The sequence below is a fragment of the Amycolatopsis acidiphila genome (genome assembly GCF_021391495.1).
Classification (GTDB): Bacteria; Actinomycetota; Actinomycetes; order Mycobacteriales; family Pseudonocardiaceae; genus Amycolatopsis_E; species Amycolatopsis_E acidiphila.
The window spans coordinates 2905557-2919995 of record NZ_CP090063.1; the positions used below are offsets into that span (position 1 = coordinate 2905557).

General features: G+C 72.6%; 14 protein-coding genes. 12 read left to right on the forward strand and 2 right to left on the reverse strand.

Translation table 11 applies throughout. The annotated features are described in order from the left end of the window. The first annotated feature begins 2 nt into the window (after positions 1–2). Entirely contained in the window at positions 3–647 is a 645-nt protein-coding gene (locus LWP59_RS14070) for a PIG-L deacetylase family protein (protein WP_144634162.1), read from the forward strand. Here the strand turns inward: LWP59_RS14070 and LWP59_RS14075 are convergent. Beyond that, positions 628–1179: a dTDP-4-dehydrorhamnose 3,5-epimerase family protein gene (locus LWP59_RS14075; protein ID WP_144634165.1), complete on the reverse strand. Its 552-nt coding sequence runs from the start codon at positions 1177–1179 to the stop codon at positions 628–630. The two genes, LWP59_RS14070 and LWP59_RS14075, sit on opposite strands and share 20 nt — an antisense overlap. Before the next feature lie 50 nt (positions 1180–1229). Between LWP59_RS14075 and LWP59_RS14080 the strand changes: the two genes are divergently transcribed. The 11 genes from LWP59_RS14080 to LWP59_RS14130 all read left to right on the forward strand — a co-directional run bounded on the left by LWP59_RS14080 (position 1230) and on the right by LWP59_RS14130 (position 13158). Continuing rightward, on the forward strand, positions 1230–2309 hold the full coding sequence (locus tag LWP59_RS14080) for a class I SAM-dependent methyltransferase (RefSeq protein WP_144634168.1): 1080 nt from the start codon (positions 1230–1232) through the stop codon (positions 2307–2309). Between the two features lie 181 nt (positions 2310–2490). Continuing rightward, positions 2491–3750 carry a class I SAM-dependent methyltransferase gene (locus tag LWP59_RS14085; RefSeq protein ID WP_144634171.1) on the forward strand — a complete coding sequence of 420 codons (1260 nt, stop codon included), beginning with the start codon at positions 2491–2493 and terminating at the stop codon, positions 3748–3750. 4 nt (positions 3751–3754) lie between these two features. After that, a complete protein-coding gene (locus LWP59_RS14090; protein ID WP_144634174.1) occupies positions 3755–4549 on the forward strand; it encodes a glycosyltransferase family protein in 795 nt (264 codons plus the stop codon). Next, positions 4546–5571 carry an NAD-dependent epimerase/dehydratase family protein gene (locus LWP59_RS14095; protein ID WP_144634177.1) on the forward strand — a complete coding sequence of 342 codons (1026 nt, stop codon included), beginning with the start codon at positions 4546–4548 and terminating at the stop codon, positions 5569–5571. Before LWP59_RS14090 ends, LWP59_RS14095 begins: the two co-directional genes overlap by 4 nt. A 71-nt stretch (positions 5572–5642) precedes the next feature. Continuing rightward, positions 5643–6545, forward strand: a complete 903-nt coding sequence (locus tag LWP59_RS14100; protein WP_144634180.1) for a glycosyltransferase family 2 protein — start codon at positions 5643–5645, stop codon at positions 6543–6545. Positions 6546–6600: 55 nt separating this feature from the next. Beyond that, a complete protein-coding gene (locus LWP59_RS14105; protein ID WP_144634183.1) occupies positions 6601–8778 on the forward strand; it encodes a glycosyltransferase in 2178 nt (725 codons plus the stop codon). Between the two features lie 34 nt (positions 8779–8812). After that, the gene (locus tag LWP59_RS14110) at positions 8813–9169 is read left to right on the forward strand and encodes a DUF1616 domain-containing protein (RefSeq protein ID WP_229857399.1); all 357 of its coding nucleotides are present in this window, start codon (positions 8813–8815) and stop codon (positions 9167–9169) included. Continuing rightward, a complete protein-coding gene (locus LWP59_RS14115; protein ID WP_229857400.1) occupies positions 9166–10395 on the forward strand; it encodes a lipopolysaccharide biosynthesis protein in 1230 nt (409 codons plus the stop codon). Before LWP59_RS14110 ends, LWP59_RS14115 begins: the two co-directional genes overlap by 4 nt. Further along, positions 10392–12389 carry a hypothetical protein gene (locus tag LWP59_RS14120; protein WP_144634189.1) on the forward strand — a complete coding sequence of 666 codons (1998 nt, stop codon included), beginning with the start codon at positions 10392–10394 and terminating at the stop codon, positions 12387–12389. Before LWP59_RS14115 ends, LWP59_RS14120 begins: the two co-directional genes overlap by 4 nt. Beyond that, a complete protein-coding gene (locus LWP59_RS14125; protein ID WP_229857401.1) occupies positions 12386–12931 on the forward strand; it encodes an acyltransferase in 546 nt (181 codons plus the stop codon). Before LWP59_RS14120 ends, LWP59_RS14125 begins: the two co-directional genes overlap by 4 nt. Continuing rightward, positions 12928–13158: a hypothetical protein gene (locus LWP59_RS14130; protein WP_144634192.1), complete on the forward strand. Its 231-nt coding sequence runs from the start codon at positions 12928–12930 to the stop codon at positions 13156–13158. Before LWP59_RS14125 ends, LWP59_RS14130 begins: the two co-directional genes overlap by 4 nt. Before the next feature lie 2 nt (positions 13159–13160). Here LWP59_RS14130 and LWP59_RS14135 read toward each other — a convergent pair whose 3' ends face one another. After that, positions 13161–14417, reverse strand: coding sequence for a hypothetical protein (locus LWP59_RS14135; protein ID WP_144634195.1), 1257 nt, complete (start codon positions 14415–14417; stop codon positions 13161–13163). Positions 14418–14439 lie beyond the last annotated feature (22 nt).

Sequence of the window (14439 nt, forward strand, 5' to 3'; positions counted from 1 at the left end):
GGGTGCTTTCCCTGCAACTGCCCGGAATCCGGCACGTCGCGCTCCTCGGCGCGCACTGCGACGACCTCGCCATCGGCGCGGGCGGCAGCCTGCTGACGCTGTGCGCGGGGCGACCGGACCTGACGGTCCACGCCCTCGTGCTCGGCGGCGGTGGCACCGCCCGCGAGGACGAGGAACGCGCGGCCCTCGCCGACTTCTGCGCGCCGGCCCGGCTGGAGCTGACCGTGCTGGACTTCCCCGACGGGCGGATGCCGGCGCACTGGCTCGAGGTCAAGGAGGCCGTCGCCGCCCTGCGCGGGCGGCTGGACGCGGATCTGGTCCTCGCCCCGCACCGCGGCGACCGGCACCAGGACCACCGGCTGGTGGCCGAGATCGTGCCGCAGGTCTTCCGCGACCAGCTCGTGCTCGGCTACGAGATCCTCAAGTGGGACGGCGACCTCGCACAGCCGGCGGTCTACCAGCCGTTGACCGAGCAGGTCGCCCGGCGCAAGGCCGAGCTGCTCGCCGAGCACTACCCGTCACAGCACGGCAAGGACTGGTACGACGAGGAGGCGTTCCTCGGGCTGGCCCGGCTGCGCGGGGTGCAGCAGCACACCCGCTACGCCGAGGCGTTCCACGTCGAGAAGCTCAGCCTCGCCCTAGGCTGACCAGCAGCTCACGCCACGACGGCGCCGCGGCGTCGCGAGGGCTGACCACGCTGACCGGCAGTGGCCAGGCGATCGCCAGCTCCGGGTCGTCGTGGCGCACGGCCAGGTCCTCCGACGGGTCGTGCGGCCGGTCGATGCGGTAGCAGACGTCGGCGGTCTCGGTCAGCGCCTGGAAGCCGTGCAGCATGCCCGGCGGCACGTACAGGTGCGCGAACTCGGTGTCGTCGAGCCGGAGCTCCAGGCGGCGGCCGAACGTGGCGGAGTCCGGCCGGATGTCGATCACGGTGTCCAGCACCGCGCCGTGCGCGCACCGCACGAGCTTCGCCTCGCCCCGGCCGGACCGCCCGTGCAGCCCGCGCACGACGCCCCGGTGCGAGCGTGACTGCGAGTCCTGGGCCTGGGCCCCCAGCTCGATCCCGTGCTCGCGGGCGATCGCCGCGTCGAACGTCCGGGTGAAGAAGCCGCGGTCGTCGTGGTGCGGCTGCGGCCGCAACACGTACACGCCCGCGATCTCGGTTTCGGTCACCTGCACGGCTAAGTTGCTCCTGTCCTCGAATCTCGACTGATCTACCGGGAGAACCCGTGCCATCTTGCCGGGCCTGCGGCGCGGCCGCCGGCGACCTCGTCCTCGACCTCGGCGAGCAGCCGCCGTGCGACCTGTTCCCGCCCGCCGGCGACCCCGGCCCCGACCCGCTGTTCCCGTTGCGGATGTGGCTGTGCGGGCGGTGCTCGCTCGCACAGCTCGTCGAAGACCCGGGCACGAAGGAGGAGCCGGCCGGGGTGGAGCCGCGCGCGCTCACCGAGCAGGCCGCGGACGCGGTGCGGGCGCTCGCCGGGGCGGGGCTCGTCCGGCCGGGCGCCTCGGTCGCGGAGTACGGCAGCCCGCACGGCGGCTCCTGGCTTCCGTTGCTGCGCGCGGAAGGCATGCGCGAAGCCGCGCCGGACGAGCCCGCCGACCTCGTGATCGACTGCTTCGGGCTGATGCACGACGCGGACCAGCGGGCGGCGATGGCGGCCAGGGCCGCCCGGCTGGCGCCCGGCGCCACGCTGGTGATGCAGTTCCACTCGCTCGCGTCGATCCTGGCCCAGGGGCAGTGGAACGCCTTGCGGCACGGGCATTTCGCGTACTACTCGCTGCCCTCGGCGAGCGCGCTGGCCGGGTCCGCGGGGCTGCGGCCCGGGCGCAGCTGGTCGTTCCCGCTGTACGGCGGCACCGTGCTGCTCGAGCTGAGCCGGGACGGCGCACCGGACGCGGGCACCGAAGAGCGGACGCGACGGGAGGTCGCCGCCGGGGTGACCGACAGCGCCCGGGTGGCGGGGCTCGGCCGCGCGGCGCGGGACGGCGCGGCGCGGCTGCGTGCCCAACTGACCGATGTCGCGGACGCGGGAAAGCGCGTTCTCGGCTACGGTGCGGCGTCCCGCGCGGCCGCCCTCCTGCGGCATGCCGGAATCGATTCGGGACTGCTGCCGGCGATTGTGGACATTTCTGCCGTCAAGCACGGCAGGCGAATGCCCGCGAGCGCAATTCCGATCGTCCCGCCGGACTTCCTGCGAAGTGATCTTCCCGACGTTCTCCTGCTGTTCGTGCCCGACCTGCTGGCCGAGGTCCGGGCCGCGTTCCCGGCCCTGGACGAACACGGCTGTGAATGGATTCTGACCTAGGGGTTCGTGCAGGTCAGGTGGCGCCTGGTCCTGGTGCGCTCACGCACGGCGGTGGCGTTCACCCGATCGATCCTCCCTGATCACCCAGTTGCCCGTAACGCCGGAGGGGTGCAGCCCTATAGTCACGGTGAAAACATACTGGGCGTGTGCCTGGGGGCCATGGGACGAGGGGCGGGCGATCATGCCGGAGGCCGATCGGCCGTCGTGCCGGCTGTGCGGGTGCGCGGAGCTGACCGGCGTGCTCGACCTCGGGGCGAGCCCCCCGTGTGAGTCTTTTCTGGCCGAAACCGAATTGGACTCGCCCGAATTGACGCATCCGCTGCATTTGCGGCTGTGTCCGAATTGTTTTCTGGCCCAGTTGCCGCCGTTGATCGATCCGGCGGAGACATTCACCGAGTACGCCTATTTCTCGTCATTTTCCCACTCGTGGCTCAAGCACGCCGAAACGTTCGTCACGACGGCGGTCGACCGGCTCGGCCTGACCGGCTCCGCGTTCGTCGTCGAGGTCGCGAGCAACGACGGGTACCTGCTGCGCAACGTCGTCGAGCGGGGCCTGCGCTGCCTGGGCATCGAGCCGTCGGTCAACGTGGGTGCCGCGGCGCGGGAGAAGGGCGTGCCGACGCTGACGGCGTTCCTCGACGCCGGGGCCGGCGCGGCCGTCCGGCGCGAGCACGGGCCGGCGGACCTGGTGGTGGCGAACAACGTCTACGCCCACATCCCCGACGTGCTGGGCTTCACGCGGGGGCTGCGCGAACTCGTCGCGGACGACGGCTGGGTCTCGATCGAGGTGCAGCACCTGGCCAGCCTCATCGAGCTGACCCAGTACGACACGATCTACCACGAGCACTTCCAGTACTACACGGTCGCGACCGCGCAGCGCGCCCTCGCGACGGCCGGGCTGGCGGTCGTGGACGTCGAGAAGCTGCCCACGCACGGCGGGTCGATCCGGCTGTGGGCGCGGCCCGAGGCCGCCGCGGGCGAGCCGAGCGAGCGGATGCGCGCCGTGCTGGCCGAGGAGCGCGCCGCCGGGCTGCACGACCTGAGCGGCTACCGGGACTTCGCAGCCCGGGTCGAGGAGGTCCGCCTCGCGCTGCTGGAGTTCCTGATCGCCGCCAAGCGGCGCGGCGAGCGCGTCGTGGGCTACGGCGCGCCCGGCAAGGGCAACACCCTGCTCAACCACTGCGGCATCCGGCCGGACCTGCTGCCGTACACAGTGGACCGCAACCCCTACAAGCACGGGCGCTACACGCCCGGCACCCGCATCCCGGTCTCCGCGCCCGAGCGGATCGCACAGGACCGCCCCGACTACGTGCTGGTCCTGCCGTGGAACCTGCGCGCCGAGTTGACCGCACAGCTCGGCTACATCGCAGAGTGGGGTGGACGGCTGGTGTTCCCCATCCCGCGGCTGGAGATCGTGACTCCTGAGCGAGAGGTGAACTGACAAGATGAAGGTGGTGCTCTTCTGCGGCGGTTACGGCATGCGGATGCGCAACGGCCCCGCGGACGACGTGCCCAAGCCGATGCAGCTGGTCGGCCCGCGGCCCCTGCTGTGGCACGTGATGCGCTACTACGCCCACTTCGGGCACAAGGACTTCGTGCTCTGCCTCGGCTACGGCGCCCGGCACATCAAGGACTTCTTCCTGTCCTACACCGAGACCGCGTCGAACGACTTCGTGCTGCGCGGCGGTGAGGTCGAGCTGCTCTCGACCGACATCAGCGACTGGTCGATCACCTTCGTGCACACCGGGATCGAGTCCTCGATCGGCGAGCGGCTGCGCCGCGTGCGCGAGCACGTGGCCGGTGAGGAGATGTTCCTCGCCAACTACGCCGACGTGCTCTCCGACGCCCCGCTCGACGACATGATCGCCGGCCTCGAGGCGAGTGACGCCGGCGCCTCGATGATGGTCGTGCCGCCGCAGTCGACGTTCCACTGCGTGGAGCTCGAGGGCAGGCAGGTTCGTTCGATCAGCTCGGCCAGCCAGCTGCCGGTGTGGGAGAACGCCGGGTTCTTCGTGCTGCGGCAGGAGGTCTTCGACCATCTTCCGGAGAACGGCGACCTCGTCGAGGACGCCTGTGGCACGCTCGCCGGGAAGGGCAGGCTGGTCGCCTACCCGTACCGCGGGTTCTGGCAGCCGGCGGACACGTTCAAGGAGCGCGCCGCGCTCGACGCCGCGTACGAGAGCGGCGAGCGGCCGTGGATGTTGTGGGAGAAGACGGCACCGGTGGGGGCGGGGACATGAAGGTACTGCTGACGGGACACCAGGGCTACCTCGGCTCGGTGATGGCGCCGGTGCTGCGCGAGGCCGGGCACGAGGTGTTCGGCCTCGACTCGGGGCTGTTCGCCGACTGCGTGCTCGGGCCGCGGCCCGACGACCCGCCGGGCGAGCCGGTGGACCTGCGCGACGTGACGGCCGACCGGCTCGCCGGGGCCGACGCGGTGATCCACCTGGCGGCGCTGTCCAACGACCCGCTCGGCTCGCTCAAGCCCGATCTGACCTACGACATCAACCACGCCGCCTCCGTACGGCTGGCCCGGTTGGCGAAGGACGCCGGGGTGCGCCGGTTCCTCTACGCCTCCACGTGCTCGGTGTACGGCGCGGCGGGGGAGGACCTGGTCACCGAGGACGCGCCGCTGCGCCCGGTCACCCCGTACGCGGAGTCGAAGGTGCGTGTCGAGGACGACCTGCACGCCCTCGCCGACTCCGGGTTCAGCCCGGTGTACCTGCGCAACGCCACGGCGTTCGGCTTCTCGCCGCGGCTGCGGGCCGACATCGTGCTCAACAACCTGGTGGGCCATGCGGTGCTCACCGGTGAGGTGCGGGTGCTCTCCGACGGCACGCCCTGGCGGCCGCTGGTGCACGCGCTCGACATCGCGGCGGCGTTCACCGAGGCGCTGGCCGCACCCGTGGACGCGGTGCACGACATCGCGTTCAACGTGGGCACCGAGGTCAACAACCTCACGGTGCGCCAGATCGCGGAGGCCGTCGTCGAGGCCGTGCCGGAGTCGAAGCTGCTGATCACCGGGGAGTCGGGACCGGACCCACGCTCCTATCGGGTGGACTTCTCGCGGATCCGGGCCGCGCTGCCAGGGTTCGCGGCAGGATGGTCCGTGGCCGACGGCGCGCGCGAGCTCGCCGGCGCCTACACCCGGTACGGGCTGACGGCCGCCGATTTCGAGCAGCGGTTCACGCGCCTGGCGTGGCTGCGCGAGCAGCAGGACCGCGAGCTGCTCGAAACCGATCTGCGACGCCGACGAACCTGAGCCTCGCCCGAGCGTCTGACAGATATCTCCCCTCCCCGAACGTTGACCCCGCCCGTGAGGAAGCCCAGCGCGTGACGACAATCGACTCCCCGCATCGCGTCACCGACGCCAGCAGACCCGAGTTCGAGAACCTCGGCGACGCCGTCGCCGTGGCCGCCCGGCGCACCCCGAAGCGCAGGCTCGAGCCCGACGTGACCATCGTGGTCCCGGCCAAGAACGAGGCCGCGAACCTGCGCGAGATCCTGCCCGAGCTGCCGCCGGTGCACGAGGTGCTCGTGGTCGACGGGCACTCCGGCGACGACACGCTGCACGCCGCGCACGAGGCGCTGCCCGGCGTCCGCGTCATCCAGCAGACCCGCCGTGGCAAGGGGAACGCGCTCGCGTGCGGGTTCCTCGCCGCCTCCGGCGACGTGATCGTCATGTTCGACGCCGACGGCTCGGCCGACCCGGCCGAGATCCCGCGGTTCGTCGACGCCCTCGTCGGCGGCGCGGACTTCGCGAAGGGCAGCCGGTTCGCCCCTGGCGGCGGCAGCCACGACATCACCGCGCTGCGCGCGGCGGGCAACTCGGGCCTGAACCGGCTGAGCAACACGTTGTTCAGCGGCGGGTTCACCGACCTGTGCTACGGCTACAACGCCTTCTGGCGGGACCTGGTGCCGCAGCTGGCGCTGCCGCCGGTGTTCGCGCCGCCGGGGCCGCAGATGCTGTGGGGCGACGGGTTCGAGATCGAGACCGTCATCAACTGCCGGGTCGCGGCGCTGGGTCTGTGGATCACCGAGGTGCCCAGCGTCGAGCGCAGGCGCATCCACGGCGAGACCAACCTGCGTACGTTCAGCGACGGCGGCCGCGTGCTGCGGACGCTGGTCGCGGAGTGGCAGCGCGTCGGCAAGCAGCGGCGCACCCGCCGCTTCGGCAGGTTCACCCCGACGCCGCTGCCCGGTGCCGCCTCGGAGAGTGTGGGCGAGCCGGTATGAGCACCGGAAGACCGGACGCGGTGACCGCAGGGCCGGCCGGATACCGGTGTCCGGCATGAACCCGGCGGATCCGGCCACCACGGTCGTGATCTGCGCCTACACCGAGCGGCGCTGGGACGACGTGGTCGCGGCACTGGCCTCGGTGCGGGCGCAGACCGTGCCCGCCGGCGAGGTCATCCTCGTGATCGACCACAACCCGGGCCTGGAAGAGCGGGCGGCCGCCGAGTTCGGGGACGTGCTCGTGGTGCCCAACGCCGGCCGCCGCGGCCTGTCGGGCGCGCGCAACACCGCGATCGAGCTCGCCAAGGGCGAGGTGATCGTGTTCCTCGACGACGACGCGGTGCCCGAGCAGGACTGGCTCGAGCAGCTGCTCGCCGGCTACCGGGACCCGCGGGTGCTCGCGGTCGGCGGTGCCGCGCGGCCGGTGTGGCCGGACGGGCGGCGCGCGCCGCTGCTGCCCGCCCGCGGCGCCGGCACCGGCGAGCTCGACTGGGTCGTCGGCTGCACCTACACCGGTCAGCCGGTGACCGAGACGCCGGTGCGCAACCTGATGGGCTGCAACATGTCCTTCCGGCGCGAGGCCTTCCAGCTGGCGGGTCTGTTCACCGAGGACCTCGGCCGGGTCGGGCGCACGCCGCTCGGCTGCGAGGAGACCGAGCTGTGCATCCGGCTGCGGCAGGCGTCCCCGGGATCGGTGATCCTGTTCCGGCCCTCCTCGGTCGTGCGGCACCGGGTCACCCCGGACCGGCTCACCTGGGGCTACCTGCGCCGCCGCGGCTGGGGCGAGGGCCTGTCGAAGGCGCTGGTGTCGCGCTCGGTCGGCGCGGACGCGGCGCTGGCCACCGAACGGGACTACCTGCGCCGGGTGATCCCCGCGGCCGTGCTGCGCGAGCTCTCCCGCCTGCTGCGCGGGCAGCGCACGGGCCTGGCCGGCCTGCTCGCGGTGTTCGTCGTGGTCGGCGCGACCGCGCTGGGCTACGCGCGCGGGAAGCTGAGCGGACGGCGGTTGCAGATCCGGGTCAGCACGCCGAAGCTCGTGCACGGCCCGATCCACGTCGCCACCGTCGACATCCACAACATGCCCGCGCGGCTGCAGGTGCCGGCGCGCACGGTGGGGCACTACCGCGCGGCGCAGGTGCTGGTGCGCGACGGCGCGCGCACCCTCGACGTGGTGCTGCTGCCGGTGCGCCGCGGGGTGGTCCGGCTCGACCTGATCGGCATCGGGACCCCGGCGCCCGCCCCGGCGCCCGAGTTCGAGCGCCCGCTGGTCAGCGTGGTGATCCCGACCGCGAACCGCAAGGCGCAGGCCGTCACGAGCGTGCGGGCCGCGCTGGCCGCCGGGTACCCGCACCTGGAGATCCTGGTCGTCGACAACTTCCCGCCCGGCCCGAACGGCGACGACTGGCTGCGCGAGGAGGTCGAGAAGCTCGGCGCCCGCTACCTGGTCGAGACCCGCAAGGGCGTGAGCGTCGCGCGCAACACCGGCGCGCGGGAGAGCAGCGGCGAGCTGATCGCCTTCATCGACGAGAACATCAGCGTCGAGCCGGGCTGGTTCGACGCGGTGGCCGAGGAGTTCGCCGCCGACCACGAGGTCGGCTGCGTGACGGCGATGGTGCTGCCGGCGAGCCTGGAGACCGACGCCGAGGTGCTGTTCGAACGGCTCAAGGGTTACAGCCACACGGTGCGCCGCCAGCGGCTGGACCGCGAGACCGTGCGCGAGGACCCGCTGTACCCGCTGTCCATGGCGCGGTACGGGCCGGGCAGCTGCACCACGTGGCGCCGCGAGACGTTCGAAAGCCTGGGCGGCTTCGACCCGCTGCTGGGCGCGGGCACCCCGGCGGTGGCGGGGGAGGACCTGGACCTGTTCGTGCGGCTGGCCCGCGCCCGCGGCACGGTGGTCTACACCCCGCACGCGGTCGCCCGGCACACGCACCGCGCCGACTGGCTGGAGCTGCGGGAGCAGATGCGCGGCTACGGCGTCGGCCTCGCGGCGATGCTGCTGCTGTCGGTGCTGCGCCGCCCGATCGGGGTGTTCTCCGTCGTCCGCCGCATCCCGCGTGGGATGGCCCGGCTCGCGTCGCGCACGCCGGAGCTGCCGCTGTCGGACCGCGCGGCCCGCTCGCGGCTGCGGCAGCTGCGCCGCGACGAGCGGTACGGCATGCTCAGCGGCCCGCTGGCGCTGGGCCGGGCGTGGAAACGGCACCGGTTCGATGCGCGTTCGGGCTCCCGGTAGACAATTGCCGTCGGGCTTGAACGGAAGGGTGCAGGTGGTCGAGCAGCTGAAGATCCGGCGAATCACCGCTTACTGCCTGCTCGGCGTCTGTTTCGTCACCGCACTCCTGATCGTGCTGAATCTCCACTCGCCCGTCCGGACCCTCGCCGTGCTGGTGTTCGTCGGCACGGCGCCGGGCTGGGCGATGATCTCCTACGTCAACGTGCGGCACCTGTCGGTCACCTGGATCAGCGCGGTGGGGCTGTCGCTGTCGGTCAGCCTGGTGGTGGCGCAGATGCTGGTGCTGACCCACGCGTGGCACCCGGAGGCGGCGGTGGTCGGGATGGTCATCGCCACCGCGGCGCTGCTGGTCCACCACGTGCTGCGCAGCCGCCCGCGGAGCGTGTCGTGACCGGGACGCGGCCCGCGCCCGCGCGCGGCATGGTCGCCGACGGCCTCGCGCTGTCGGCCAGCGCCGGGATCACCGCGGTCGCCGGGATGATCGGCTGGGTGCTGGCCGCGCGCCTGCTGCCCACCGCCGAGGTCGGCGACACCTCCGCGTTCGTGTCCGGGTTCCTGCTCGTCGCCGGCGTCGCCGAGCTGGGCCTCGGCCCGGCGATCCTGCGCTGGCTGCCGCGCTCGGGCGCGCGCAACCGGCGGCTGCTGGCGCGCAGCTATCTCGCGGTGCTGCTCGGCGGCCTCGCCGGGTCGGTGGTGTTCGTGCTCGTGCCTGCCGGCGGCGAGGTCGTGCACCGGCTGCCCGCCGGGGTGCTGCTGTTCATCCCGGCCGCGGTGGGCTGGACGCTGTTCCAGTTCCAGGACGCGGTGCTCACGGGGCTGAACCAGGCGCGCTGGGTGCCGGTGGAGAACGGGTCGTTCAGCGTCGCGCGGCTGGCGCTGCTCGGCGCGCTGGCGCCGGTACTCGGCTCGCTCGGGCTCGTGCTGTCCTGGATGGTGCCGACCGTGCTCGGGGTCGTCGTCGTGACGGTGCTCGTGTTCCGGCGGGTGCGGCCCGGGCCCGCGCCCGGCGTGCTGCCGGACCGGCGGGAGATCGTGCGCCTGCTCGCCCCGACCTACCCGGCGACGGTGTGCCTGGTGGTGCTGTACAACCTGGTGCCGCTGATCGTGCTGCACCGGTTCGGCGCCGAGGCGAACGCGGTGTTCTTCGTGGTGTGGACGGCGATCAACGCGCTCGACGTCGCCGCCACCGCCTTCGTCAACCCGCTCGTGGTACGGCTGTCCGCCGAGCCGGGGAACGCGCGGCGCCTGGTGCGGGAGGCCGGTGGCAGGCTCGTCCTCGTCTTCGCGCCGGTGCTGCTGATCGGTGGCCTGCTCGCCGGGGTGCTGCTGGCGATCTTCGGCCCGCAGTACACCCAGGGCGCCGGCCTGCTGCGGATCCTGCTGGCGTCCCAGCTGCCGCGCCTGGCCGTGGTGCTCGGCGTCGGGGTGCACCTCGCCGCCGGGCGCGGCCTCGGTGTCGCGGCCCTGCACGCGATGACAGCGCTGGTCGCGGTCGTGCTGGCGCTGGTCGTGCCGAGCCAGCTCGCCTTCGGCGTCGCCCTGCTGGTCGCGCAGTGCGTGCTCGCCGTCGTGGTGCTGGCCGACCTGCGGGTGCGGCTGCCGGGGGCCCGCCGGTGAACACGCCCACCCGGTTCCTGCGGCCGTTCCGCCCGAACCGGCCCGTCCGTCGCTACCCGGGCCGCAACCAGCCGGTGCACTACCCGCCGGCCAGCAGCCCGACCCGTTACATCCCGGTCGCGGGCAAGCTCGCGCCGCCGACGGAGGGCACGTCGCCGCCGCGGCGCGCGGTCGAGTCGCGGCCGCGGCTCGGGCAGGGCGCGGGACGGCCCGCGTTCCTGGCCGACCCGTTCTTCGGGCCCGCGCTCGCCGGGATCGGGCTGATCCTGTGGGTCGTCGGGCTGCACCCGATCCCGCCGTCGGAGATCGGCGGCATGGGCCTGGTCGCCGAGCTGTCGATCCCGACGCTGCTGTCGTACCCCATCCTGATCGCCGCGGTGGTGCTGGAGCTGCTGCGCTACACCCCCCGCACCTGGTTCCTGTCCGGGTACACCCTGCTCGGCGTCGTGTTCGTGTACGGGCTGCAGCCCGCGGTCGAACAGGTCGCGCGGCTGCCGGTCGGCTGGCTGCACGTCGGGTTCGCCGACTACATCGCCTCGCACGGCGACATCCTGCACAACTACGACGCGCGGTTCTCCTGGGCCGGGTTCTTCTCGCTCGTCGCGATGATCACCAAGGCGGCCGGCATCCCCGACGCCGTGCCGCTGCTGAACTGGGCGCCGGTGGTGCTGTCCGGGCTGATGGTGCTGGGCGTGCGGGCCTTGGCGGTCTCCGCGCTGGGCAACCGGCGCGCGTCCTGGATCGCGCCATGGATCTTCCTCGCCGCGGACTGGACCGAGCAGGACTACTTCTCCCCGCAGGGCACCGCGATGGTGCTGCTGCTGGCCGCGCTGACGCTGACCTTCCGGCACCTGGTCCGGCCACGGCTGACCGAGCCGGTCAAGGCGCGGCTGCGGGCGCGCCTCGCGCCGCGGTCGAGTCCCAAGGCCCGCCTCGTCGCGCAGGGCGCGGTGGTGCTGATCGGCATCGCGCTCGCGCCGACCCACCAGCTCACCCCGTTCCTGCTCGGCGTGCTGCTGGTGCTGCTGCTGCTGTTCGGCAGGCTGTGGCCGGCCTGGCTGCCGTTCATCGTGCTCGGCGCCGCGGTCGTCTGGTTCTCCCTCGGCGCCTCGGAGTTCTGGAGCGGCCAGCTGATCCAGATGATCCTCAGCCCGCTGGGCGACGTCAGCTCCTCTGTGGACGAGGGCATCGTCAACCGGTTCGCGGGCGGGACCGGGCACCTCATCGTGCTCGCCGTGCGCGTCGCGATCAGCGTGTTCGTGATGGCGCTCGCCGCCGTCGGCATCGTGCTGATGCGCCGCGACTCGCTGCGGTCCTGGCTGCTTCCGGTGCTGTGCCTGGCGCCGTTCGCCATCGCGGTGGCGCAGCCCTACGGCGGCGAGGTGTTCATGCGCTGCTTCCTGTTCTCGCTGCCGATGCTGGCGCTGCCCGCCGCGATCGTGCTCGAACGGGCGGCGACGAACGCGCGGCGGATGCGCTGGCGCAACCGGCCCGGCCGGACGATCGTGCTGGCCGCGATCCCGTGGGTGGTGCTCACCGGGCTGGTCGCCTCGACGGTCACCGCCCGCGGCGGCAACGACGCGTACACCAGCTTCACCCGCAGCGACATCTCGGCCGCGGCGTGGGCGATCGGGCAGGCCCAGCCCGGCCAGCGGGTCGACTCGCTGGTGAACTCGGTGCCGTTGTCGTTCACCAGGGTCGGCGAGGTCTCGCAGTACGAAGTGGACGGTTACTGCCAGCGGATGGACCAGCTCGACCCCCTCGTCGGGTGCATCCGCGAGTCGGGGCCGGACTATCTTGTCCTCACCCCGCCGCAGATCGCGTACCTGAAGATCTTCGACGGGGTGCCCGCGGACTTCGGGGACAGGCTGGTGAAGGGGCTCGAGGACACCGGCCTGTACCGGCTGGCCTTCAACGACGAGGGCTCGCTCGTGCTGGCCAGGACCGCGCCGGCGGAGGAGAACGTGCAGGGCAGTGGTGGAGGAACGGGTTGAGTGAGTTCGGCCGTCGGCTGGCGAGCCAGGTGCGGATAGAGCTGTGGTCCATGACCGTCGGGGCGGCGGTCAACGGGGTGCTGGGCAGCGCGCTGATGCCGCGCCCGCTGCGGCTGGCCGGCTACCGGCTGTTCGGCGCGCAGGTGCGCACGGGCAACATCTTCCCCGGCCTGCGCGTGTACGGGGCGATGCGGAACCTGGAGATCGGCAGGCGGACGTTCCTCAACGCCGAGTGCTACCTGGAGCCGGTCGCCCCGATCCGGATCGGGGAGGCCTGCCAGTTCGGCCCGCAGGTCATGGTGGTCACCTCGCACCATCCGACGCTGGCCGACGGCACCGTCTCGCGGGTCTCCGAAGGCCGCGCGGTCGAGATCGGCGACCGGGTGTGGGTGGGCGCGCGCGCCCAGATCCTGCCCGGCGTGCGGATCGCCGCCGACGTGGTGATCGCGGCGGGTGCGGTCGTGACCCGGGACTGCCCGGTGCCCGGGGTGTACGCCGGGGTGCCCGCCCGGCTCGTGCGCGAGAAGACGGTCGCCACGTGAACCCGGCGGACGTGCTGACGCTGGTCACCGCGATCTTCGGGGTGGCACTGCTGGTGGTGCTCATCGTGCGGACGGTGCTCAAGGAGCTCGCCGTCGGCCGCCGGTCCACCGACTCCGCGACCGCGCGCACCGGCCGGATCCGCACGCTGGACCTGGTAGCCCTGGTGCTCACGGTGCTGACTGTGATCGGAGCCGTCTGGCGGATCGTGGTGGGGCTGACGGTATGACCTCAGGTCCCGGTCAGGGTGATCGAGAACGGTGGCAGGGCCACGGTGCCCTGCAGCTCCGCCGAGGCCGAGATGTTGAGCGTGAGCGTCTGCTGCCCGTCGACGAACCGCACGAGGTCGTCCGCGACGTCCCGGACGACCGTCACCGAGCCGGTCCGCAGCCGCGGCGCCAGCCACGTCCACGCCTTGGTCAGGCAGGTCGGCCCGATGTCCGGTGGTGCCGTCCACAGCGCGGAGTACGGCAGGTCGTCGCTGGCCTGCGGCTGCCACAGCAGCATCGCCGCCGCGCCCGCCTCGGCGGCCCTGGCCACGGCGTCCAGCGTGACCACGGCGCGTGCCTGGTCGGTCTTCTCGGGCGCCTCGGGGTAGAACTCCGACCACCACACCGGCAGCCCGGTGAGGTCGCGCGCCCAGCGGGTCGCGTCGGAGTAGATGGCGCTCGCGGCGCCCGGCGACGCGATCAGGCCCTTGTCACGGGTCAGGGTCGAGGCGTCGAGCGCGACGAAGTCCGCGCCGTGCTTGTGCTCGTTCCAGTAGCAGATCGCGTCGAGCGAGCGCTGGTCCACCACCCCGTACGCGCCCTTCATCGTGGACGGGTGGTCGGTCGCGGCGAACAGGTTCAGCACGACGTACGGGCCGCCGATCTTCGCGTCCGGGCGGACCTGCTTCACCGCGTCGTAGACCTGGTTGTAGAAGTCGGTGAAGTCCTTGATGTCCCAGTCGCCGGCCGCGTCGTCCCAGAAGCCCTTCAGCTCGTTCCACACCTGGAAGTACCGCACCTGCGGGTAGCGCAGCGCGACCTTGGCGGCCAGCTTCGCGAAGTCTGCGTAGTGCGCGGGCTGGGGCGCGACGGCGAGGTTGTCCCAGTTCGTGGTGCCGGGCCGGCCGCCCTTCATCCAGTCGGGCGCGCAGCACAGGGTGATCACCGGGGTGCCCGCGGTCCGGGTGATCAGGCCCATCCGCTCGTCGAGGCGGGACCAGTCGTACTGGCCGGGCGAGGGCTCCGGGTTGCCGACGCCGAAGCCCATGATGTGCTGGTTCTGCAGCAGCGGCGTGGCGCCGAGGATCTGCTCGCCGCTCTCGCGTTGTTCCGGGGTGAGCCACGAGTCGAGGCTGTACTGCCCGTGCGTCACGCCGAGTGCCATGTCCTGTTGCCCCGCTGTCGGGTCCCCGAGCACGCCACCGCCCACGGGCAGCCACGTGACCAGCGCCGTCACGAGCCCGGCCACCACCGCAAGGATCCCCACGACCTTGAGCATGAGCGACTTGTCACCGCCGCGC

Coding starts and splice junctions, on each gene's coding strand:
- LWP59_RS14105 (WP_144634183.1), top strand. CDS start 6,601: ATGAACCCGGCGGATCCGGCCACCACGGTCGTGATCTGCGCCTACACC.
- LWP59_RS14135 (WP_144634195.1), bottom strand. CDS start 14,417: ATGCTCAAGGTCGTGGGGATCCTTGCGGTGGTGGCCGGGCTCGTGACG.
- LWP59_RS14095 (WP_144634177.1), top strand. CDS start 4,546: ATGAAGGTACTGCTGACGGGACACCAGGGCTACCTCGGCTCGGTGATG.
- LWP59_RS14085 (WP_144634171.1), top strand. CDS start 2,491: ATGCCGGAGGCCGATCGGCCGTCGTGCCGGCTGTGCGGGTGCGCGGAG.
- LWP59_RS14090 (WP_144634174.1), top strand. CDS start 3,755: ATGAAGGTGGTGCTCTTCTGCGGCGGTTACGGCATGCGGATGCGCAAC.